Raw genomic sequence first — 22,367 nt, 5'->3', positions numbered from 1 at the left:
CATCCCGTGGCGATGGGGTGGCCCCCGCGCGCCGATCCCGGCGATGGACGCAGACCGGTCCGCGCCCGCCGGGTGCTGCGATCCGTGGTCTCTCAGGCGCCGGACTGGGCCTTGGCCAGGCGTTGGCCCACCTGTTGGGGCAGCCGCTCGTGGCGCAGGTAGTCGCGGGTGAACGTGCCGGTGCCGTGCGAAACGGACCGCAGCTCGACGGCGTAGCGCACGATCTCCAGCTCGGGTACCTCCGCGCGCACGACGACCCGGCCGCCCTCGGCCGCCTCGGTGCCCACCACACGGCCGCGCCGGGCCGACAGGTCGCTCAGGACCGCACCCAGATATGCGTCGTCGACCTCCACGGTCACGGTGTCCACGGGCTCCAGGACGGCCAGGTCACAGGAGGCGGCGGCGTCCCGCAGCGCCAGTCGGCCCGCCTTCTGGAAGGCCATGTCGGAGGAGTCCACCGAGTGCGCCTTGCCGTCGTAGAGCGTGACGCGCAGGTCCACGAGCGGGTGCCCGTCGCTGACCCCGTCGGCCATCTGGGCACGGATCCCCTTCTCCACGGACGGCACGAACTGGCGCGGGACCACACCTCCGACGACCTGGTCGACGAACTCCAGCCCGGCACCCGACTCCAGCGGCTCCACCCGGATCCGGCACACCCCGAACTCACCGTGTCCGCCGCTCTGCTTGACGTTGCGGCCCATGCCCTGGCTGGGCACGGTGAAGGTTTCACGCAGCGGAATCCGTACCTCTTCGGTCGTCACGCGCACCCCGTAGCGGTGCTCCAGCCGGTCCAGGGCCGCGTCCAGGTGGGCCTCTCCCAGGCTCCACAGGACCATCTGGTGGGTTTCCTGGTTGATCCGCACCCGCAACGACGGGTCCTCCGCCGCGAGCCGGGCCACCGACTGCGACAGCTTGTCCTCGTCGGAGGCGGAGGCCGCGCGGATCGCCACCGGCATCATCGGGTCGGGGAACCGCCAGGGGGCCACCCGGAACGGGAGTTCGGGCGCGGACAGGGTGTCCCCGGTCCGGGCGGTGGGCAGCTTCGACACCAGGCACAGGTCACCGGCGACCACCTCGCCGACCGGACGGGCCTCCCTGCCCAGCGGTACCGAGAGCGAACCCAGCCGCTCGTCGGTGCCGGCCCGGTCGAGGTCGTCGGAGTTGCCCACACCGGTACGCACGCCGTGGCCGTGCACGTGGACGTCGGTTTCGGGTGTCAGCGTCCCGGAGAACACCCGCACCAGGCTGACCCGGCCGACGTAGGGATCGCTGGCGGTGCTGAGGACCTCGGCGGCGAGAGGGCCGTCCGGATCGCAGGACAGTCCCTCGACGGGACGCCCGTCGGGACGGGCCACTGAGGGGAAGGGCCGCCGGGTCGGGTCCGGGCAGGAGAGCGGGAGTTCGCGGAGCAGTTCGCGCACGCCCACGCCGTGGGTCGGGCTCAAGGCCAGCACCGGGTGGAAGCCCCCCGCCGCCACCGCCTTCTTGAGGTCGGCGATGAGCAGGTCCGGGTCGAGTTCGCCGCCCTCCATGTAGCGCTCCATGAGCGCCTCGTCCTCGCTCTCGGTGATGACCTCCTCGATGAGGGTCTCCCGCAGCGGGCCCGCGGCCTTACGCAGCCAGTCGGGTGCCGGACACGGAGCGGGGGCGGACTCCAGCCCGCCCCCGTCGGAGTAGTCGTAGTAGCGCTCTGAGACCAGTCCCCAGAGCCCCACCAGCCTCCGTTGGTCGCCCGTGCCCTCCACCGCTGGGACGTAGGCGGCGTGCACCCCGGGCCCGAAGGCGTCCTGACACTGTGCGACGACCTCGTCGAAGTCGGCCCTGGGGTGGTCGACCTTGGTAACGGCCACTGCGCGGGGCATGCCGATGGCCGCGCACTCCTCCCACAGCATCCGGGTGCGGCCGTCCACACCGTCCAGGGCGGAGATGACGAACAGGGCGGCGTCTGCACCGCGCAGCCCGGCCCGCATAGCCCCGATGAAGTCGGCGTATCCGGGGGTGTCCAGCAGGTTGACCTTGACGCCGTCCACCATCACCGGGTTGACGGTCATGTGCACGGAGCGCTTCTGGCGGGTCTCGACCTCGTCGTGGTCGCTGACGGTCGTGCCCTCCTCCACGCGGCCGGGGCGCTTGATCTCCCCGGCGGCGAGGAGCAGTGCCTCGACCAAGCTCGTCTTGCCACCGCCGGTCGGTCCCACCAGCGCGATATTGCGGATGTTCTGGGGCCTGTCGGCCCTCGGTACGGCTACGGCTCGATCAACCATCCCTACTACCCAGCCCTCCGGGGTGCGGGCGGTGGCCGTCCAGGACCACCACCAATGTGACCTGTGACACTCTCTACGGTCGCTGTTCGAGTGCCGGATCACAAGAGGTCAACAGGCCGATATCGCGGATGGGTGCCGGTTGGTCACTATGACCCGACTTGTTCTCTTAGGCTGTGCCCGTGCCATGGTCGGAAAGTCTCCCTCAATTCAGTCTCGCCGGGACCCTTCTGACGGTCCTCCTGCTGTTCTTCGCGGCGGTCGGCGAACCATTTCTCGGACGGCGCGCGTTCTCGTGGCTGTCCCGCCGCAGGGACGGCGACAAGCGTGCCCTCGGGCTGCTGTACGCCGTCACGATGGCGATCCATCTCCTCTGGGGCCTGCTGGTCCTGGGTGTCCTGCTGCTCTCGCCCGAGCTGAACCTGGTCGACTTGGGGCTGCGCACGCCGGACGCGTGGGGGCCCATCGCGGGCGGTGCGATCGGCGGGCTCATCGCCCTGGCGGCCTTCTGGGTCCTGGTCAACGGGCTGCCCACCAAGGAACGCCTCCCGGTCCTGGGCAAGCTGCCCGGGCGGCGGCCCGGTGACGGCGGCAAGGGCCGACGGGGCCAAGGGCACCGTGGGCGCCGGGTCGCGGACAAGCCGATGACCCTGCCGGAGCCGGGCCGCCAGCAGTACCTCCTGCTGCCGCGTACGGGGAGGGAACGGGGACTGGCCGCGGGGATGGCGGTCACCGGGGGCGTGTTCGGCGAACTGCTCTACCGGGGCCTGTTCATCACCCTGATCGCCAGCATGGGTGTGCCGCTGTGGATCGCCGCCGTGCTCTCGATCGTGCTGTTCTCCGTCGCGCACGCCTACCAGGGCTGGTGGGGCCTGCTCAGCGCGGGCTTCTCCGGAACCCTGTTCACCGTCCTGTACCTGGGCACGGGAAGCCTGATCGTCCCGATCCTCGTCCACGTGGCGCTCAACCTGCGCTCGGTGGTCTTCCCTCCTGCGGAGGACCGGGAGGCCGCGCTGGAGGAGAGGGGCTACCAGGACGATGACGACGACTACTACGGGGACGACTACTACGAGGACGACGAGTACGGCGGCCAGTACGACGACGGCCGCTACGGGGACACGGGGGAGTTCGAGCCGGTCGAGGCCTCCGGTCCGCAGGGGCCGCCGCCCGGTCCGCCCGGTCCGCTGCCCGGTCCGGTTCCGTCGGGTGGGCCCGTGCCGCCCGGTGCTCCTCAAGGGCCGCCGCCCGGCAGTCAAGGGCCGCCCCCCGGCTACCAGGGCCCGCCGCCCGGGTATCCGCAGGGCCCGCCGCCTGGTCCGCCCGCCAACATGTACCCGGACGAGTGGATCGACCGGCAGCACGGCCCCGAAGGCGACACACCGGGCCCGGGTTACCCGTACCGGGACTGATCGGGCACGATAGGGCCGTGTCCGATGCTATTGACGAGTCCCTCGCCGAACCGCAGGAGAACCGCTTCTGGCTGACCACCTCGGACGGGGTGGGGATCGACGCAGTGCTGTTGCGCCGAGCCGCGCCCCGTACCACCGCGGTGGTCCTGGCCAACGGGTTCACCGGGACCCTCCGGAGCCCTCACACGCGTGCCATCGCCGAAGGGCTGCTGTCCGCCGGCGACGTGATGACCTTCGACTTCCGGGGCCACCACGGCTCCGGAGGCCGCAGCACCGTCGGCAACGCCGAGATCCACGACCTGGAGGCGGTGGTGAGCCGCCTGCGGGAGCTCGGCTACACACGCGTCGCCACCGTGGGCTTCTCGATGGGCGCCGCCGTCGCCATCCGGCACGCCGCCATCTACGGCGGCGTCCGCGCCGTGGTCTCCGTCAGCGGTCCCGCCCGCTGGTACTACCAGGGGACACGGTCGATGCGCCTGCTCCACCTGGGCATCGGCAAGACCCTGGGCCGGGCGTTCCTGCGCCGCTTCCGCAAGGTCCGGGTCACCGACAAGCGTTGGAACCCCACCCCGGCCGAACCGCGCGAGCTCGCCGGGGAGGTCGCTCCCACCCCGCTCCTGGTGGTGCACGGTGACGCCGACGGATACTTCCCGGTCGCGCACGCGGCGACCATCCACGACGCCGCCAAGGAGCCCAAGGACCTGTGGATCATCCCCGGCATGGGCCACGCTGAGCGGGCAGTCCGCCCCGACCTGGTGGCCCGCCTGCGCGAGTGGATCGCCGGCCAACTGCCGGACGAGCGTCCCCGCAGCGAGCTCTAGGTCCGCGGATCCCGCCTCGACAGGGTGGTGTGACTCGGCTAGAAAGGACGGATGATCCGACCCCGCCCCCACATCGAGTTCACCGACGACGATCTGCCCGGAATCCGCGGGCGCGGGTTCGCGCTGCTCATCCTCGCCACCGCGGTCGGACTGTGCGGCTTCGCCGCGGTCCTGCCCCTCGTACCCCTCTGGGCGAGTCGGGGCGGAGCGGGCGAGTTCGGGGCGGGGAGCACCACCGCCGCTTTCATGCTCACCACCGTCATCACCCAGCTGGGCATGCCGTGGCTGCTGGACCGGGCGGGCGGCTACCTGTGGGCCTTTCCCGTCGGATCCCTGGTCATGGGACTGCCCATGCCGCTGTTCGCGCTCACTACGGCCCTTGGGCCGCTCGTGGCGATCTCGGCGGTGCGCGGAGTGGGGTTCGGGATGGTGACGGTGGCCGGTACGGCGCTTGCCGCGCGCCTGGTCGCCAAGGAGCAGGTCGGCCGGGCCACCGGCTTCTACGGGCTCGCCGTGGGGCTGCCGCAGATCGTCATCCTGCCCGGCGGGGTGGCGCTGGCGCTCAACATCGGTTTCGATACCGCGTTCTGGTTCACGGGGATCTGCGGCGTGCTGGCCGCGGTGCTGTCCTCGGGCATCTGGTTCGCCGACGGAGGCCGCAACCGGTCGGCCCTGCGCGGTGCCGATCCGGTGGGCCGGGGGCCGACCGACGCGCAGGAGGCGCTCCGCGGCGTCGGGCTGATGATCGCCCTGGGCGGCCCCTTGATCATCATGCTGGTGGTGTCGTCGGCCGCCAGCGCGGTCGTCACCTTCCTCGCGATCCCGCTCGAACAGGCAGCGTGGCTGGTGAGCGCGCTGCTGGCTGCCTACGCGCTGACCCTGGTCACCGGGCGCTGGACCGCGGGGGTGATGTACGACCGGTACCGGTGCACAGTCCTGTTGCTGCCCGGAGTGGCCGGGGCGGTCACGGGCATGGGCTTGCTCACCGCGGGCCTGTGGATCAACGGAGGGGAGGCGCCCGGAATCGGCGTCGCCCTCTTGGTGCTCGGCGGAACCGCCCTGTTCGGGCTCGGGTTCGGTGCCGTGCAGAACGAGACCGTCACCGTGATGCTGGGCCGCGCCGGGCCGACCGGGTACGGCCGGGCCAGCGCGGTGTGGAACATCGGCTACGACGCGGGCACGGGGGTCGGTGCGATCGGCCTGGGCCTGGTCATCCAGCTGATGGGCTACGGCCCGGCCTTCGCGGTGGTCGCGGTTTCGCTGGCCGCCGTGCTCCCGCTCGCCCTGAACCGGAAGCGGTCCTGAACCGGGCGTCGGAGCAGAGGGATTCGTGCCCCTGTCAGTACGAGCTGATGTGCACGTGGTCGAAGTGGTTCTGGGTCAGGTCGCCGCGGTCGTTCATGAACGTCCACTGGCGCGACGTCGACTGCCAGATGTGCTGCTCCCAGATGATGTACTTGACGCCCATCCGGTCGGCGTGCTCGATCGCGTAGTCGGAGATCTGCTGGCCGAGCTCCTGGTTCTCGGGAGTGGGCATACCGCCGTTGGCGCTCATCATGAAGTCGCAGGCGTGGCCGGTGCCGTGGTCGTCCTCGCTCGGGCGCCAGCAGCCCACCGGGTAGGGCGCGCCGAACTCCATGATGATCTCGTCGCGGATGGCCGCCATGCGGGGCACGGTCTGGTCCCAGCCGCCGCCTTCCGCGTCCGAGGGGATCGTGCCGTCACCGGGGGTTTCGGGGATCTGCTCCTCCTCGTACTCCTCGATGCGGGCCTCGACCTCCTCCCGCTGGTCCTCGAGGTCGTCGATCAGCTCGGAGGCTTCGTCCATCTCCTCCTGGAGCTCCTCGGTGACCTCCTCCTGCTCGTCGCGCAGGTCGACCAGGTCGGAGATCTGCTCGGCCTGGCTCTCGCTGAGGTAGTCGACGGTTGCGGCGTCGTTGAACATGGCCTCGGGCTCGCTGGAGAAGATGACCTGCAGGCTCGGGTCGAAGCCGTCGTTCTTGTACCGGGCCGCCGCGATGGCGGATACCCCGACCCGCTGCTCCTCGAGGTGCTCGTTGAGCTCCTCGAGGTCCTCCTGGGCCGTGTCGACGCGGTCCTTGATCTCGGTGAACTGCAGGAGCTCGCCGTCGTAGGACTCCTCCAGTTCCTCGGCGCGCTCGGTCAGTTCGTCGATGTCCACGTCGTCCGGGTCGGCGTAGGCCGCTCCGGGCAGGCCCACGAGGACCGCTGCGGTGACGGCGGCCAGAGGCAGAGCCGTGCGGCCGCGACGAGGGGCGGGACGAGGAGTGGAAGTCATGTCTGCTCCGAGGGGATGGTCTGAGAGCATCCGCCACGCCGGGAGTGACGGCGTTTCCATTCAGGGAGGGGTGATGCTCAGCAGACCATACGAGATCTTGGCGTTACGTGCACAGTGAGTTGACTCGCGTTGCATTGGGGGAAGAGGGCGGGGTCTGTCCAGAAGATACCCGTACCGGCCGACCGGACTGGTCACCGCGCGGGGACGGGTACCGGTCGCGGGCGGCGGCGCGGCCGAAGGCCAGGGGAGGGGGAAGCCCCGGGGTAAAGTCCGGGTCAGCCGTTGCCGCCGAAGGCGCTGGGAAGGCGCACGGAGGTCGTGGGGACGGGCCTCTCGGCGGGGAGGAACCAGTCCGAGCGGCGGATGTCACGCAGCGCCCGCTTACGGTCCTCGGGGCCCAGCCGGTCGATGTAGAGCATGCCGTCGAGGTGGTCGTTCTCGTGCTGGAGGCACTGCGCCATCAAGCCGGTCCCCTCGACGGTGACCGGCTCGTTGCGCACGTCCACTCCCTTGACCACGGTCCGCTGGGCGCGCTTCGTGTGGTACCAGAGGCGGGGGATCGACAGGCAGCCCTCCTCGCAGTCCTGGAGTTCGTCGGACAGTTCCACGATCTCGGGATTGATCACGTACCCGTGGCGGCCTTCGACGAGGTAGCTGAACGCACGCGCGCCCACGCCGATCTGCGTGGCGGCCAAACCGGCCCGCCCAGGGGCATCGACCGTGTCCATAAGATCGCGTACCAGCTTCTCGGTGCGCTGGTCGAAGGTGGTCACGGGGGTGGTCTTGGACACGAGTACGGGGTCGCCGAAACGGACGATGGGGCGCATGGTCATGTACCCCACATTAGGGCGTGTTAGGCGGACACACACCCTGTTACGCGTCGCCCCAGCGGCACTTGCACTGCGCATCTCTCAGTCGACAGCCAAACCCGGGCGGGCCCCCGCTGTGCGATGCTGCCGAGCTTGCGAGGCAGTGCACAGTGGGGGAACTCCTTCTTCGGCCTTGTGCCAGCACCGCCCACCCGTCGCCCGCCACCACCCTCAACGGACGCCTACGGCGCAGTGCCCCACACCGCTCGCGACGGGCAGCACCCACCGAACACGCCCTAGCGTGCCGGAAACCGGCCGTACCGGGCGGCGGGGTGCTCAGGTGGCCAGGCCGGGGCGCAGGGACTCGTCCAGGACCATCTCGATGTAGTCCAGGGCGGCCCGGCGGCGGGCCAGGGCGCTCTCGTACAGGGAGGGTGCCTGGACACCCCGGCGGACGCGCAGGCACTCGTTGACGATGCGCTGCCAGCTCTCGGGGAACGCGTGCAGGGCGTAGGCTCCCGCGCCGGACTTGGAGGTGATCTCGCCGGTTCTGAGAGTGAAGTGCAGACGGCTGACGCTCAGCACGCTCCAGGAGGGGGCGAGGGAACCGAGGGCGGCGAGGCCGCGCGGGGTGACGAGGCGGCCGGCCTTCTCCCGCCAGCGGCGCCACTGTTCGTCCAGCGATCCGAGCGACCAGCTGCGAAGGCTCTCCGGCTCGTCCCACACGTCCAGCTCCACGGGGAGCGGACCGCGCATGGTGACGCCCTGATCGGCCAGGATGTGCCAGGTCACGGGGTTGACGTCGGCTGAGGCGCGGTTGCGGAACCGGCCGTTGATGACGGAGGGGACCGGTCCGCAGTCGGCGGGGTCCCGGTTGAGTTCGTCCCAAGTGACGTGGATGCCGTTGAACTGGGGGCTGGGGACTTCCTGCCGGGTGCGGGCGTGGATCCGGCGGAGGGCGTCGAGGTCCCCGCGCTCTGTCCGGCGGCCGGTCACGATGACGAAGTCTACGTCGCTGGTGTGCGGGCGGAAGTCGCCCAGAGCGACCGAACCGGTCAGGTAGAGGCCCTGGACCAGCCCGGGCGCCTCTCGGTCGGCGTTAGCGAGGAAAGCCTGGGTCAGCGTCTGCACCCGAGGGTGGACGGCCATGCTCAACTCCAGTCTGGGGCGGGTCGGTGGTGGTACGCGGTGGGTTCCGGAGGCGGCGCTGGCGCGCTGGGGAGGCCTTCCGGGTCGCGTTGCGGGGGGTGTTCCCGGGGTGCTGGTGAGCCCCCGTGGTCCCCGTCGGTATCCAAGTGTGGTCGTGTCAAGGGGGTGATGGCAAGTGATCGTGCCGGACTTGCATCCTGTCTCCCCACGTCAAGTGGTGTGTGGCTATGCGGGCGTGGGGGAGCGTACACCCTTGACAGGAGTGCGCTCGGCGTGGCAGGGGTGCATTCGGCACGGTGGGGCTCGGCGGCGAAGGGCGTCCGAACGGCCGTGTGTTCTCCCGGACGATCCCCGCATACCTGAAGCATGTTCGTCCGCACGTGCATTTGGTGCGTGCATTTGCATTTCCTGACTCGTGCCGGGGATTTGTCTGGAGAAGTACCAGGAATGTCATGGGTTTGCCCCGGGGCTCCGGGGGAGTCGGGAAAGTGGCGTCCGGCACGTTCTACCCGTGGGTAGGATTTTCTTCCCTGGTCGGCGTGGCCCTGTCGCTGCACTGGGGTGCAGATCACCTTGGCCAGCGGTGGACACGCCGGGGGTTTTCATGGATTGTTATGGTTCACCAAGACTTTTCCCGGAGATAACCAAGTCAGCCATTGTCCACTGTTCTCCGCCGTGTAACACGAGGGAACTCCCCTGAAACTCAGCCACTTTACGCTCGGTGGGCATCGGCAGTTCCCTCAGCGATTCCAAGGAGCCGTGCATGGTCCCCACAATGGTCCTCGTAGCCGACGATTCCCGTGACGCCCACCGACGTGAGGCCCTGTGCGGACTGGCGGAGGCGGTGGCTGAGCGCGGGGAGGCCCCCGTGACGGCGGCCTTCGGCAGCCCCGACGAGGTCAGCGCGACGATCCACGCCGTCCGCGGCCCCAAGGTCGTGGTGCCCGCCTTCGTCGCCGGGGGCGACGTGGCCAGCGCCCACCTGTTCTCCCGGCTCGACCTCGGCGGACTGGCGGACTCCTGCCACACCTCGCCCCTGGGCGCGGTTCCGTCCATCGTCGCCGACCTCGCCGGTCGTCTCTCCGACTCCGGTTGGAAACCCGAGGACGGGGTGGTCCTGGCGGCTGACGGCACCACCGGCGGCGAAGAGCGCCAGGTCGTCATGGACGTGGCGCGGATGCTCAGCCGTCGGCTCGACTCGCCGGTGCAGGTCGGTTACCTGCGCACATGGGCGCCTTCGGTCTTCGACGCGGTCGACCGGCTGCGCCGCCAGGAGCGCGACCGGGTGGCGGTGGCCGCGTGGCGGCTGGTCGACGGCCCCGACTTCGACCTGCTCCGCGGGCTCGACGTCACCGCCATCACGGCCCCGCTGTGGCCCTCCGACCTGGTGGTGGACACGCTTCTCGCCCACCACCGGGCGGCCAAGGGGCGTCTCGCCTGACGCACTCGATCCAGAGCCCTCAGTGACGTCGGAACCCGGAAACACAGCGACGCCGTTACCGGAAGCGCGAGAATGGGTATGTGCACCACGGGCGGGAACTCCCCGCACCCGCAGCGCGGTATCCGCCGCCGCGCCGCCACCCACACGGTGCGGCGATGGTCCGGACGCGGTCCCCCACAAGGTTCGTGCACGTCAGCCCGGTGCGGAGCTCCCTCCCACCGCGGTCGCGAGCGAGCCTAAGGTGGATGTATGAACGACGTCACAGCGCAGTACGTCGACGACCGGCAACGCCGTCGGCTGGAGCGGCGCTTCGGGGCCCAGGTCACCGAATGGCTGGCGGAACTGCCCGCGGTCGTCGAGAAACTGGCCGCCGAGTGGCAGTTGACCATCGAGGGACCCGCCCCGCACGGGCGCACGTCCGTCGTCCTGTACGTCCGCCTGGCCGACGGCGCCGAAGGTGTCCTCAAGTTCTCCCCGGACAGCGGGCTGGCCGTCTCGGAGGCCGGGCTCCTGCGGATGTGGGGTTCCTCTTCGCGGGTCCCCGACGTCTGGGACGTCGATGCCGAGCGCGGCGCGATCCTGATGGAACGGGTCGAGGGCGACACCGTCGCGGACCGGGGCGTGGTCCCGCCCATGGAGACCATCGGCGGCCTCATCGCGCAACTGCACGCGGTCGAAGTGAGCCCCGCGGCGCGCAGGGAACTGCGCCCGCTCACCGCGCGCGTCCAATTCCTGTTCGACATGTGGAGCCGGGAGCGCGACGAGGGCCCGGCCGCCGACACCGTCCCGCCCGCGCTGATGCACCGCGGCGCCGCCAAGGCCCGCGACCTCGCCAACGGGACCGTCGACATAGTCCCGTTGCACGGGAACCTGCACCCCGGCAACGTCATCGACGGCGGCGCCCGCGGACTGGTGGCCCTCGACCCGCGCGCCTGCGTGGGTGACAGTGCCGCGGACGCCGTCGACTGGGCCCTGTGGAAGGCCGAGGACTTCGCCGAAGTGGAGCGCCGCGTGGGTGTGCTCTCCAACGTCATGGGTGTGGACGGCGACCGGATGATGGAGTGGGTACGCGCCTTCGGCCCCTGCTTCGCGGTGGCCAAGGCCAACCGAGGCCAGACCCAATCGGTGGAGTTCGACCTGCTCATGGGCTTGTGTGAGGTCGCCTCCTAGGGAGCCCGCCCCGGCTCGGTTCTGCTCCGCTTCTAGCGCTCGAAGCGGTATCCGCGTCCGGCCTCGGTGATGAGGTGCCGGGGCCGGGCCGGGTCCGTTTCGAGCTTGCGTCGCAGCTGGGCGAGGTAGACGCGCAGGTAGTTGGTCTCGTTCTGGTAGCTGGGGCCCCACACGTCGTGCAGCAGCTGGCGCTGGCTCACCAGGCGTCCGGCGTTGCGGGCCAGGAGTTCCAGGATGTGCCACTCAGTGGGAGTGAGGCGCACCTCCTCACCTTCGCGCAGGACGCGCTTGGCACCCAGATCCACCTCGAAGGAGTCGGTCCGCACGACCGGGGCCTCCTGCACCGGGACGGCACGGCGCTCGGCCGCGCGCATCCGGGCCAGCAACTCGTCCATCCCGAAGGGCTTGGTGACGTAGTCGTCCGCGCCCGAGTCCAGGCAGCGGACCTTCTCTCCCGCGGAGTGCCGGGCGGACAGCACGATGATCGGCATCTGGGACCAGCCGCGCAGGCGCTGGATGACCTCCACACCCTCCATGTCCGGAAGCCCCAGGTCCAGCAGGACCACGTGGGGACAGTGCTCCGAGGCCAGCTTGAGCGCGGTCGCGCCGTCCGCCGCGGTGTCCACGTCGTAACCGCGCGCCCGCAGATTGATCCGCATCGCGCGGATGATCTGCACGTCGTCGTCGACGACCAGGATCCGCATCAGCTCACCGCTCCTCATCGTGTTCCGGGCCCACCGCGCGCAGGGTGAAGACCATCGTCAGCCCGCCGCCGGGGGTGTCCTCTGGGCCGAGGGCGCCGTGCATCGCCTCAACGAAACCACGCGCCACGGCGAGTCCCAGACCCACCCCCGTGCCCTGGGGCGCGTCACCCAGGCGCTGGAACGCCTCGAACATGCGCTGCTTGGCCTCGTCCGAGACGCCCGGACCCCGGTCCACCACGCGCAACTGCACGCTGTCACCGTGTGCGCTGGCCGCCACCAGTACGGGCGTGCACGGGTCGGGGTTGTACCGCACGGCGTTGGTGACCACGTTGGCCACGGCCCGGTCCAGCAGGCCCGCGTCCACACGGACCCGGGGCAGGTCGTCCGGCACGTCCACCACGACCGCGTCGCTCGGTACCCCCAGCAGGGCCGCGGGGAGCACCTCCTCCAGGGCCACATCGCACAGCACGGGGCGCACGCTGTCGGCCTGCACCCGGCTCATGTCGAGCAGGTTCCCGATGAGCAGGTTCAGCCGGTCCGCGGACTCCTCCACGGTCTCCAAGAGCTCCTCGCGGTCCTCGGGAGGGAGTTCGATGTCCGTGGCCCTGAGGCTGGACACACTGGCTTTGATGGACGTCAGCGGGGTGCGCAGATCGTGGGAGACCGCGGCCAGCAGAGCCGTGCGGATCCGGTTGCCCGCTACCTGCCCGCGCGCCTCCGCCGCGTCCCAGGCCAGCCGCTGGTGCTCCAACGCGATGCCCACGTGCGTGGCGAAGGCGACCAGCACACTGCGGTCGGAGGCGGGCAGGACCCGGCCGCGCAGGCCCAGGGCCATGGTGTCGGAGATGCCCACCAGTGCGTCCGCCTCGTCCGGCGACTCACAGGCCGGGGCGCCCACACTGTGCACCGGGTGCCAGCGGCCGTCCTTGCGCTCCAACAAGGTCGCCGACCGCTGCCCGAAGGTCTCTCGGATACGCCGCAGCAGCGCTTGGAGCGGCTCGTTCCCGGCCAGAACGCTCGCAGCCAGCAGCGAGACGGCGTCCGCCTCGGCCCGCCCGCGCGCAGCCTGCGCCGACCGCCGCGCGGCCATCTCCACCATGACGGCGACCAAGGAACCCACCAAGACGAACGCCGCCACGGCCAGGAAGTTGTCCAGGGACACCGAAGGTCTCCCGTGCAGCGGTGACAGCAGCACCGTGAGCAGGACCGCACTCCACAGCGCCGATGCCAGCGCCGGGCGCAGGCCGCCCACGGCGGCGGTGGCCACCGTGATGAGCAGGAGGAACAGGGGGTCCGACGCGGGGCCCACCTCGGAGAAGATGGGCAGGGCCAGCACCAGGCTCAGGAACGGCGGCGCCAACAGCGCCAGCGCCCATCCCCACACCCGCCGGTGCCCGTTCAACCCCCGGCCCGGTGCAGGAAGGAGCCAGCGCCCGCGCCCCGCTTCCTCGTGCGTGACGATGTGCACGTCGATGTCGCCGGACTCCCGGGCCACCAGCACACCCACGCCGGGTCCGAACACGTACTGCCACGGCCGCCGACGCGAGGAACCGAGGACGATCTGGGTGGCGTGGGCACCGCGGGCGAACTCCAGCAGGGCGGAGGGCACGTCGGTTCCGACCACCTGGTGGTAGCTGCCGCCCAGCTCCGAGAGCAGGCGGCGCTGCCGCTCCAGTTCGGCGGTCGGCCGCTCACTGATGCCGCTCGGCGGGACCACGTGCACGGCGAGGAGGTGGCTCGGCTGGGGGCCGCCGCCGCGGGAGCGGGCCGCGACCCGGGCCGCGCGGCGGATGAGCGTTTCCCCCTCGGGGCCGCCGGTCAGCGCCACGACGACCCGTTCCCTGGCCTCCCACGTGCCCCGGATCTCGTGCTCGCCCCGGTACCGGGAGAGCCCTTCCTCCACGCGGTCGGCGGTCCAGAGCAGGGCGAGTTCGCGCAGGGCCGCCAGGTTGCCCTCGCGGTAGTAGTCGGCCAGGGCCGCGTCCACCCGTTCGGCGGGGTGGAGGTCGCCGTGGGCCATCCGGCGGCGCAGCTCCTGGGGGGTGACGTCGACGAGCTCGACCTCCTCCGCGGCCCGCACCACCCGGTCGGGGGCGGTGTACTCGGGCGGGACCCCGGTGATCTGGCGGATCACGTCGTAGAGCGAGTCCAGGTGGTGGATGCCCACCGTGGACAGGACATCGATCCCGGCCGCCAGGAGCGCCTCCACGTCCGCCCACCGCGCGGGGTAGGGCGAACCGGGTCCGTTGGGCCGGGCCAGATCGTCGACGAGGACCAGCTGGGGCGCCCGGGCGATCACGGCCGCGGTGTCCACCGACCCGGCGGAGTGCGGGGCCACGGTCTCCAGGCCCTCGAGCAGTGCCGAAGTGTGGGCCCGGCGGTGGGTGTGGACCGCGCCGACCACGACGTCGACGCCGAGTTCCGCCCGGTGGCGCGCCTCGGCGAGGGCGTGGTGCGTGGTGCCGACCCCGGGGGCGGCACCCAGGTGGATACGGAGTCTTCCTCGAGTCACGCCTCCCATTGTGGGACCGCCGGTCCGTGCACGGTTCCCTACAGGTGTGATCCCGGTGACGCGGGGGGTTCGGAAGGGGGCGGTGCCCGCGTTTCGGTGGTTGGTGTCCGGTAGAACTAAAGGGCACTTTTCATCAACCCAGACCACGAGGTACCCCCATGGGACAGCCCCCGCCCCCGCCCGGCCCCCAGGGGCCCCAAGGCCCTTACCCGGGCCAGCCGCCGCAGGGACCGCCGCCCGGCTACGGGCAGCAGCCGCCACAGGGCATGCCCCCGCAGGGACCTCCTCCCGGACACCCTCAGGGCCCGCCCCCGGGATACGGGCAGCAGCCCCCGCAGGGTCCCCCCGGCCAGTTCCCGCCGCAGGGTCCCCCTCCCGGGTTCGATCCGTACGGCCAGCCGCCCGGAGCGCCGAAGAAGAAGACCGGACTGATCATCGGCGGTGCGGTCGGCGCCGTGGTGCTGATCGCGGCCATCGGCGGTGTCCTGGTGGTCGCCAACTCCAGCGGTGAATACGTCTCCATGCCCGACGACTGTGCGGAGGCGGTCGGTGATGACGCTGCCTCCAGCGCCTTCGACGGGACCGCCCCCGCGCTGTCCGGCGGCTTCACCGAGCACGACGTCGAGTCCGACGGCCGCTACGGGGAGCTGATCTGCGAGGGCAACTCCGGCGACCGCTCGGTCAGCTTCAACGTGGAACTCTTCGACCCGGAGCACCCGGAGAACGAGGAGAGCGTGCGCGAGCTCTTCGAGGGGGACGCACTGACCGACGAGTTCCTCGAGGAGGAGACCCCCCAGGGCCAGCTCACCCAGGAGGAGCACGGCCAAGGGATGTACACCGAGACCCTGTGGGACGAGACCTCGGTCGGTGACCAGGGCCTGGCCCTGGCCGTGTCGATGGGCGGTACCGACGACGACCTCTTCGACATGGGCACGGAATCCTTCGGGGTGGGCGCCTTCCTGGACGGCAACGTCGCCGGTGGCGTCATGATCAGCGACAGCGACGGCGTGCTCAGCACGGAGGAGCTGTTCAGCCTGGCCGAGGACGTGAGCGCCCAACTCCTGAGCCAGGTTTCCAGCGTGGCCGAGTAGCCGCACGAAAAGATCACCCGAGAGGCTGAACCGGCATGACCGAACCCACGCGGCCCGCGCGGCTCGGGCGGTCCGGCCGCCGTCGCTGGCCGCTCGTGCTGGCGGCGGCCGGGGCGGGAACGGTCCTGGTCGCCGGCGGGCTGGTCGTGTGGGACCAGGTCACCCACGACTACACCAGCCTGCCCGGCGACTGCGAGGAACTGCTGCCCGCCGACGTGGCCGACCGCCTGCCCGGAACGGACGCCTTCGAGCTCCGGGGCGGGCGGTCGGAGGCGGACGAGGACGGGGTGCTCCAGCTGGTGCACTGCGAGGCGGCCGGTGCGGTCTCCGGCGACCCGGTCGACTTCAGCCTCCAAGCCGTCCTGTACGACCCGGAGGAGCGGGAGGAGGTCAGCCGCATGCAGGCGATGCTCGCCGAAGGCCAGATGGAGCGCGAGTCCGACGACTTCGAGCTGGAGTACTCCGACCCGCCGATGCAAGCGGTGGAGTGGCGTTCGCTCGCGGTCGGCGACGGCGGGTACGCGACGGCCTCCCAGCCGATCAGCGAGGACGGGGGGCGCGCCGCCGAACTGTGGGCCTCCCTGGAGTACTCGGTCGCCAACGTCCGTGTGAGCCTCTTCCACCACACACAGGGGTCGGTCGCGCCCCTCGACAGCCTGGAGGCGTTGGAGGGCGTTGCGGAGGACCTGCAGCTCAAGCCTCCGGAATGAGCTTGCCCGGGTTGAGCACACCCTCCGGATCCAGAGCCGACTTCACCGCGCGCAGCACCTCGCCGCCCAGCGGGCCGAGTTCCGCCGCCATCCACGGCCGGTGGTCGGTGCCCACGGCGTGGTGGTGGGTGATGGTCCCGCCGTTGGCGACGATCGCGTCGGAGGCCGCCCGCTTGGCTCGGGCCCAGCGGGCGGCCGGGTCGTCGCCCGCGGCAGTGGCCACCGTGAAGTAGAGCGAGGCGCCGGTCGGGTACGTGTGCGAGACGTGGCACTGGACCACGGCCCCGCCCTCGTCGTCCTCCAAAGCGCCGGTCAGCGCGCCCACTACCGCCCGGTACAGCGGAAGCAGGTCGGTCCATGACGCGGCGGTCTCCAACGTCTCGGCGAGGATGCCCGCGGACAGCAGAGTGTCGCGGAGATAGGGGGCGTGGAAGCGGGTCTCCCGCCAGTGCGCCACCGGCCCCGGTCCGTACGGGGTACCGCCCGCGGCGGTCATCACCTCGCGGACCGCGGCTGCGCGCGCCTCGACCTCGGCGTCGGCGCCCTCGAAGCCGAGAACCGCCTGGCAGCCGGGGACGGCCTCACGCCCGCCGATGGCCGCGTTCACGAAGGTCTCGGTCTCGTCGGAGATCCGCGCCATGGTGGGCCGGGTGTCCGACTGCGCGAGCACGCGCAGGGCCGCCGCCCCGGTGGGGAAGTCGGGGAAGGACCACGCCTCGTCCAGAACCCGCTCCGGACGCGGCCGGACCCGCACGGCGACCTCGGTGATCACGCCCAGCGTGCCCTCCGAGCCGACGAGCAGGCGCCGCAGGTCCGGGCCGGCCGCGGAGGCCGGAGGGCCTCCCGCCTCCAGGGTGCCGCGGGGGGTGGCCATCCGCAGGCCCACCACCATGTCCTCGAACCGGCCGTAACCGGATGAGGCCTGGCCGCTGGACCGGGTGGCGGCGTACCCGCCGATGGTCGCGTATTCGTAGCTCTGCGGGGTGTGCCCGAGGGTGAGCCCGTGCTCGGCCAGCATCGACTCGGCGTGCGGGGTGCGTACGCCCGCGCCCAGGACGGCCGTCAGCGAGGTGGCGTCCAGGGAGACCAGATCGTCGAGTCGGCGCAGGTCAAGGGCGATGACGGCGGGGAAGCCGCCGTCCACCGGGGTGAGGCCGCCCACAACGCTCGTGCCGCCGCCGAAGGGCACCACGGCCACCCGGTGCGCCGAGCAGACCGCCAGCAGCCGCTCCACCTGATCGTGGTCGGCCGGGTACAGCACCGCGTCGGGGGCGGGCGAGGCCTGCCCCGCGCGCCGGGCGAGCAGGTCGGGGGTGCTCTTACCGCCGGTGTGGCGGAGGCGGACCGCGTCGTCGGTGCTCAGGTGATCGTTTCCCACAACCTCGGTGAGCGCGGCGCGGAGGCTGACGTCCAGACGGGGCTGGGGGAGGGGCACGTCCCCCTCGGCGACCGGGGGCATGTCCTCGGTCCGGGCGCGCAGCACCTGGGAGATGAGTTCGCGCAGGCCGGGGTCGAGTTCCTTCGCCTTGGCCGGGTCGCCCCAAGCGAACCAGCTCATGTCCGGTGCGGTGTCGGTGGCGTGGTCAGTGCGAGCATCGTGGGTCATGCCCTACAGTTTTACATATGGCGTCAAAACGTAACGTAGAGGACGAGATTCTCGACGCGGCCCACGCCTGCGTCGAAGCCTTCGGGGTGCGCCGGACCACCCTGACCGACGTGGCCCGCCGCGCCGGGGTCAGCCGCCCCACCGTCTACCGGCGCTGGCCCGACGTGACCGCCCTGGTCGCGGACCTGCTCACCCGTGAACTCCGCAGCATCCTCATCGCGGAGGAAGTGGAAGCCGAGCGGGAGGCAGAGCAGGAGGCGGAGCGCGGTGCGGGGACAGAGCGGGACGCGGCGCCGGAGAGCGTTCGGAAGCAGCTGGTCCGGCACGCCTCCGGGGTCGCCCGGGCGATGCTCGCCCACCCCCTGGTCGGCCGCATCGTCGACACCGAGCCGGAGCTGCTGGCCACCTACACCTTCCACCGGCTCGGCAGCAGCCACCGGGCCGCCCTCGAACTGGTCGAACCGGCCGTCGTCGAAGGGCAGGCCGACGGCTCCGTCCGCGGGGGAGACCCCGGCGTCCTCGCCCACATGGTCATGGTCACCGTGCAGAACACCGTGACCTCCCGCCGACTGTTCGCCGACGTGCTCGACCACGAAGGCCTGGTCGACGAAGTGGCCGCCCTGCTGGACGGCTACCTCCAACCCTAAGGACGCCTCCCATGCGCCAGAACGACCGCTCCACGTCCCTCAACGCCCCCCAACGAGCCGCTGACCTCGCCGAACTGGAGGCCCACCCCGAGGTGGACGTTCTGGTGGTCGGCGGGGGAGTCACCGGGGCCGGTGTGGCCCTGGACGCCGCCTCCCGCGGCCTGTCCACCGTGCTCGTCGAACGCGACGACCTGGCCTTCGGCACCAGCCGCTGGAGCTCGAAACTCGTGCACGGCGGTCTGCGCTACCTCGCCAAGGGGCAGGTCGGCATCGCCTACGAGAGCGCCCGCGAGCGCGACGTCCTCATGCGCGTCACGGCGCCCCACCTGGTCCGCCCGATGCCCATGGTGATCCCCGTCCACCGGGGGACCGGTCTGGCCAGGACGCTCTTCCTGCGCGGCGGGCTGGGCATGGGCGACCTCCTGCGCGTCCTGTCCGGGACGCCCGCCAACGTCCTGCGCGCACCCCGGTTCCTCAACGCACGACAGACCCGACGCCTGCTGCCGGGGGTCGAGACCGAAGAGCTGCTCGGCGGCATCCTGTCCTTCGACGGCCAGCTCGTCGACGACGCCCGGCTGGTGCTGGGCATCGCCCGCACCGCGTCCCGGGAGGGGGCCCGGATCATCACGCGCTGCTCGGCCGACAACGTCACCTCGGACGGCGTGTCCCTGCGCGACGAGACCGACGGGCGGATCATCCCGGTACGGGCCCGAGCGGTGGTCAACGCTACCGGGGTCCACGCCGACGCCCTCGACCCGAGGATCCGGCTGAGCCCGAGCCGCGGCACCCACCTGGTCCTGGACGGGGCGACGCTCGGGAACCCCAAGGCCGCGCTGACGGTCCCGCTCGAAGGGAGCGTGAGCCGGTTCGTGTTCGCGCTGCCGCAACCGGACGGGCGGGTCTACGCCGGGCTCACCGACCAACCGGTGGACGGTCCGGCCGAGCGGGTTCCCGAGGTGCCCGAGGAGGACGTCGACTTCCTCCTCACCCAGTTCAACCGGGCGTTGTCCACCTCGCTGACCAGGTCGGACGTGATCGGTGCCTTCGCCGGACTGCGGCCGCTGCTGCACGGGGCCGGGACGAGCGCGAGCCTCTCCCGGGAACACGCCGTGTCGGTCGCGCCCAACGGGGCGGTGACGGTGGTCGGCGGCAAGCTCACCACCTACCGGGCGATGGCGGAGGAGGCCGTGGACACGCTGGTCACGGTGCACCGGCTGCCCGCCGGCCGGTGCCGCACCCGGGAGATCCCGCTGGTCGGTGCCGCGCCGCACGGGGAGCTCGACGCCGTCGACGCGCCGCGGCACCTGGTGGCCAGGTACGGGACCGAGGCGGTGGACGTGGTCGCCGAGGCCGGGGGAGACCCGGAGCTGCTGGCCCCGGTCGTCCGGGGCATCACCCCGGCCGAACTGCGCTTCGGCGTGCGGCACGAGGGCGCGCTCGACATCGCGGATCTGCTGGAGCGTCGGAGCCGGATCGCGCTGGTCGACGCCGACCGCGAGTTGGCCGAGTCGGCGGCCAAGGAGGCGCTCGCGGCGGTGGGCTGAGCCTGAGGAGGAGGGGCTCGGGAAACGGTTCGGGGGGAATTCGGGAAACTCGCCACACCCCGTACCCCTGTTAAGCGACGATGTGATCGCGTAAGGTCATACCGGTTCGAGCCTCCCTCCCCCCTCGGACACTCCCGCAGCCGCCCCCGTTCCGGCTCGCCCGTCCACTGAGCCGTCCCGCCGAAGGAGTCAGCCATGACGACGCTCGTTGCCGTGCCAACCCTCACCACGACCGAGGACAGTGTTCTCCAGAGGGTTCCGGACGAGTACCGGCACTTCTTCAACGGTCGACGGCCGGTGCCGTTCACCAAACGCCGCTGGGAGTTCGCCGGTGAGCCGATCAGTGTGCCGCTCGTCCGGGCCTTCCTGGAAACCTGCGCGGCCGGGAACGACTCCGACTACCAGTACGTGTTGACGCTGCTCGGCGCAGAGCTGGCCACCAACGCGATCCGGCACAGCAGGTCGGGGGAGCCAGGCCAGACCTTCGTCATCCGGGTGGACCGGGGGCCGAACGGGCTGACGGTGACCTGTCGCGACAACGGGACACCCGTGAGCGCGCTCAGGGGAGAGGGCGGCCAGTTGTTCGCCGCGTCGCCCGAGGAGCGGCTCACCGCCGAGGACGGGCGGGGTCTGGCGCTGATCGACAGCTTCGCCACCACGTGGGGGGACAACGGGCACCCGAGCATTCGCAAGGTGTGGTTCCACCTGGCCTACGACCTCACGGGGAGTTCCTGGCCCGCGGCCTGATCCGGGATGCCTGGCGGGGGATGCCCGATCCGGGATGCCTGGTCGGGATTGTCGGTTCGGGCTCTCTGACCTGGTGGTCGGCGGGGGCGGCACTTGCCAGGGGGCGTGGTGCATGCCACTATTTCCTACTTACAGGTAACTTTGTGGCGCGGGTCACGGAATGGCGCGTTTCCGTGCATCCTCGGGGCCTACTGGGGTCTGTCCGGGCGTCACAGTCGCCTGTACGTCGGCACCGTTCACCGAACGCGGTCCGCGTCTGCTCTGACCGCCCGCGTCGCCTCCCCGGCGGCCTGTCCCCCAAGGTGCCTCCATGGACACAGCCCTCACGACGGTCGGTCTCCCGATCGCTCTCGGCATCATCATGCTGGGTCTCGGACTGTCCCTGACCATCAAGGACTTCACCCGCCTGCTGTCGATGCCCTGGACGATCGTGCTGATCCTGGGCTGTCAGATCGTCCTTCTGCCGGTCTTCTGTTTCGGCCTGGTGCTGGTCTTCGTCAACTACTTCGACCTCTCACCGCTGCTCGCTGTCGGCATGATGATGATGGCCGCGTCGCCGGGCGGTACGACCGCGAGCCTGTACAGCTACCTGTTCAAGGGCAACGTCGCGCTCAACATCTCGCTGACCGCGATCAACTCGCTCACCGCGATGGTGACCCTGCCCCTGATCACCGGCTTCTCACTCGGCTACTTCACCGACGGCGGGTCCATCGGGCTGCAGGCCGACAAGATGGTGCAGGTCTTCGCCGTCATCCTGGTTCCTGTCGCTATCGGCATGTTCATCCGGGCGAAGATGACGTCCTTCGCCGAGGGCATGGAGCGTCCGGTCAAGCTCGGGTCCATCCTCGTGCTCATCGCGGTCATCGCCGGCGCGATCGCCGCCGAGTGGGCCAACCTGCCCGAGTACATCGTGTCGGTGGGCCTCATGGTCCTGATCTTCAACGTGGTCAGCCTGGTGGTGGGCTACTGGGCGCCCCGCATGGTCGGTACCAAGCGGCCGGAGGCCATCGCTTCCTGCATGGAGATCGGCCTGCACAACACGACGCTGTCGCTGACCATCGCGGTGACCGTTCTGGACAGCACGGAGATCGCGATTCCCTCGGCGGTCTACGGCGTGATGATGTTCTTCACGGCAGCCGTCGCCGGTGTGCTGCTCACCCGCCGCAACGCCCGAGAGGAAAAGGCCGAGGCCGCTGGTGCCGCCGGGGGATCTGGGGCCGCCGGGGGACCTGGGGGATCTGGGGCCGCCGGAGCCACCGAACCGACCGGCTGATCAGGGCACTAGTGGTGCTGTCACCAGGGGTGCCACTGGATCCGGTGCAGGGCGATTTCAAAGTTGCTGGTCTGAGTCGTATGCCCCGTGATGTCTGATCCAGGATGTTCACCGAGTGTGACGGTGAAACGAAGATGGCCTTCCTGGCGGGACGATGGGAGTTACCAGACTTCC

18 protein-coding genes are annotated in these 22,367 nt (G+C 70.9%); 11 read left to right on the top strand and 7 right to left on the bottom strand.

Annotated elements, in window-relative coordinates; translation table 11 throughout:
• Positions 1-92: 92 nt before the first annotated feature.
• Positions 93-2,264 carry an elongation factor G-like protein EF-G2 gene (locus ACYVDG_RS29835; RefSeq protein WP_460762064.1) on the bottom strand — a complete coding sequence of 724 codons (2,172 nt, stop codon included), beginning with the start codon at positions 2,262-2,264 and terminating at the stop codon, positions 93-95.
• 179 nt (positions 2,265-2,443) lie between these two features.
• Here ACYVDG_RS29835 and ACYVDG_RS29830 point away from each other — a divergent pair, with 179 nt between their 5' ends.
• Genes ACYVDG_RS29830 through ACYVDG_RS29820 form a run of 3 tightly spaced genes read left to right on the top strand, consistent with a single transcriptional unit; the run spans position 2,444 to position 5,796 of the window.
• Positions 2,444-3,670, top strand: a complete 1,227-nt coding sequence (locus tag ACYVDG_RS29830) for a CPBP family intramembrane glutamic endopeptidase (RefSeq protein ID WP_460762060.1) — start codon at positions 2,444-2,446, stop codon at positions 3,668-3,670.
• A gap of 17 nt (positions 3,671-3,687) precedes the next feature.
• Positions 3,688-4,491, top strand: coding sequence for an alpha/beta hydrolase (locus ACYVDG_RS29825; RefSeq protein ID WP_460762057.1), 804 nt, complete (start codon positions 3,688-3,690; stop codon positions 4,489-4,491).
• Between the two features lie 51 nt (positions 4,492-4,542).
• A complete protein-coding gene (locus tag ACYVDG_RS29820) occupies positions 4,543-5,796 on the top strand; it encodes an MFS transporter (RefSeq protein WP_460762054.1) in 1,254 nt (417 codons plus the stop codon).
• Between the two features lie 34 nt (positions 5,797-5,830).
• Here ACYVDG_RS29820 and ACYVDG_RS29815 read toward each other — a convergent pair whose 3' ends face one another.
• The 3 genes from ACYVDG_RS29815 to ACYVDG_RS29805 all read right to left on the bottom strand — a co-directional run bounded on the left by ACYVDG_RS29815 (position 5,831) and on the right by ACYVDG_RS29805 (position 8,748).
• A complete protein-coding gene (locus ACYVDG_RS29815) occupies positions 5,831-6,790 on the bottom strand; it encodes a coiled-coil domain-containing protein (protein WP_460762050.1) in 960 nt (319 codons plus the stop codon).
• A gap of 275 nt (positions 6,791-7,065) precedes the next feature.
• Positions 7,066-7,623, bottom strand: coding sequence for a peptide deformylase (gene def, locus ACYVDG_RS29810; protein WP_460762045.1), 558 nt, complete (start codon positions 7,621-7,623; stop codon positions 7,066-7,068).
• Positions 7,624-7,935: 312 nt separating this feature from the next.
• Positions 7,936-8,748 (bottom strand): nucleotidyltransferase domain-containing protein, encoded by an 813-nt coding sequence (locus ACYVDG_RS29805; RefSeq protein ID WP_460762042.1) that lies wholly within the window; start codon positions 8,746-8,748, stop codon positions 7,936-7,938.
• A 763-nt stretch (positions 8,749-9,511) separates the two neighbouring features.
• On the opposite strand from ACYVDG_RS29805, the gene ACYVDG_RS29800 reads away from it, so the two are divergent.
• Together ACYVDG_RS29800 and ACYVDG_RS29795 are read left to right on the top strand one after the other, a co-directional pair.
• Positions 9,512-10,189 (top strand): sirohydrochlorin chelatase, encoded by a 678-nt coding sequence (locus ACYVDG_RS29800; protein WP_460762039.1) that lies wholly within the window; start codon positions 9,512-9,514, stop codon positions 10,187-10,189.
• A 249-nt stretch (positions 10,190-10,438) separates the two neighbouring features.
• Positions 10,439-11,359: an aminoglycoside phosphotransferase family protein gene (locus tag ACYVDG_RS29795; RefSeq protein WP_460762036.1), complete on the top strand. Its 921-nt coding sequence runs from the start codon at positions 10,439-10,441 to the stop codon at positions 11,357-11,359.
• A 32-nt stretch (positions 11,360-11,391) separates the two neighbouring features.
• Here the strand turns inward: ACYVDG_RS29795 and ACYVDG_RS29790 are convergent, their stop codons facing one another.
• Together ACYVDG_RS29790 and ACYVDG_RS29785 are read right to left on the bottom strand one after the other, a co-directional pair.
• Positions 11,392-12,063: a response regulator gene (locus tag ACYVDG_RS29790; protein WP_460762033.1), complete on the bottom strand. Its 672-nt coding sequence runs from the start codon at positions 12,061-12,063 to the stop codon at positions 11,392-11,394.
• Between the two features lie 4 nt (positions 12,064-12,067).
• On the bottom strand, positions 12,068-14,584 hold the full coding sequence (locus ACYVDG_RS29785; RefSeq protein ID WP_460762030.1) for an ATP-binding protein: 2,517 nt from the start codon (positions 14,582-14,584) through the stop codon (positions 12,068-12,070).
• 149 nt (positions 14,585-14,733) lie between these two features.
• On the opposite strand from ACYVDG_RS29785, the gene ACYVDG_RS29780 reads away from it, so the two are divergent.
• Both ACYVDG_RS29780 and ACYVDG_RS29775 read left to right on the top strand, forming a co-directional pair.
• On the top strand, positions 14,734-15,666 hold the full coding sequence (locus ACYVDG_RS29780; protein WP_460762027.1) for a hypothetical protein: 933 nt from the start codon (positions 14,734-14,736) through the stop codon (positions 15,664-15,666).
• A gap of 35 nt (positions 15,667-15,701) precedes the next feature.
• Positions 15,702-16,376, top strand: a complete 675-nt coding sequence (locus ACYVDG_RS29775; RefSeq protein WP_460762023.1) for a hypothetical protein — start codon at positions 15,702-15,704, stop codon at positions 16,374-16,376.
• Here the strand turns inward: ACYVDG_RS29775 and ACYVDG_RS29770 are convergent.
• Positions 16,360-17,982, bottom strand: a complete 1,623-nt coding sequence (locus ACYVDG_RS29770) for an FAD-binding oxidoreductase (protein WP_460762020.1) — start codon at positions 17,980-17,982, stop codon at positions 16,360-16,362. The two genes, ACYVDG_RS29775 and ACYVDG_RS29770, sit on opposite strands and share 17 nt — an antisense overlap.
• Positions 17,983-17,999: 17 nt before the next feature.
• Between ACYVDG_RS29770 and ACYVDG_RS29765 the strand changes: the two genes are divergently transcribed.
• The 4 genes from ACYVDG_RS29765 to ACYVDG_RS29750 all read left to right on the top strand — a co-directional run bounded on the left by ACYVDG_RS29765 (position 18,000) and on the right by ACYVDG_RS29750 (position 22,193).
• Entirely contained in the window at positions 18,000-18,629 is a 630-nt protein-coding gene (locus ACYVDG_RS29765) for a TetR/AcrR family transcriptional regulator (RefSeq protein ID WP_460762017.1), read from the top strand.
• An 11-nt stretch (positions 18,630-18,640) separates the two neighbouring features.
• Positions 18,641-20,173 carry a glycerol-3-phosphate dehydrogenase/oxidase gene (locus ACYVDG_RS29760; protein WP_460762014.1) on the top strand — a complete coding sequence of 511 codons (1,533 nt, stop codon included), beginning with the start codon at positions 18,641-18,643 and terminating at the stop codon, positions 20,171-20,173.
• A gap of 195 nt (positions 20,174-20,368) precedes the next feature.
• Entirely contained in the window at positions 20,369-20,920 is a 552-nt protein-coding gene (locus ACYVDG_RS29755) for an ATP-binding protein (RefSeq protein WP_460762011.1), read from the top strand.
• A gap of 310 nt (positions 20,921-21,230) precedes the next feature.
• A complete protein-coding gene (locus ACYVDG_RS29750; protein ID WP_460762008.1) occupies positions 21,231-22,193 on the top strand; it encodes a bile acid:sodium symporter family protein in 963 nt (320 codons plus the stop codon).
• The last annotated feature ends 174 nt before the right edge of the window (positions 22,194-22,367 follow it).

This window comes from Nocardiopsis oceani, assembly GCF_054777395.1.
Note: the sequence above shows the minus strand (reverse complement) of the source record. Positions and strands in the feature narration are given on the sequence as shown.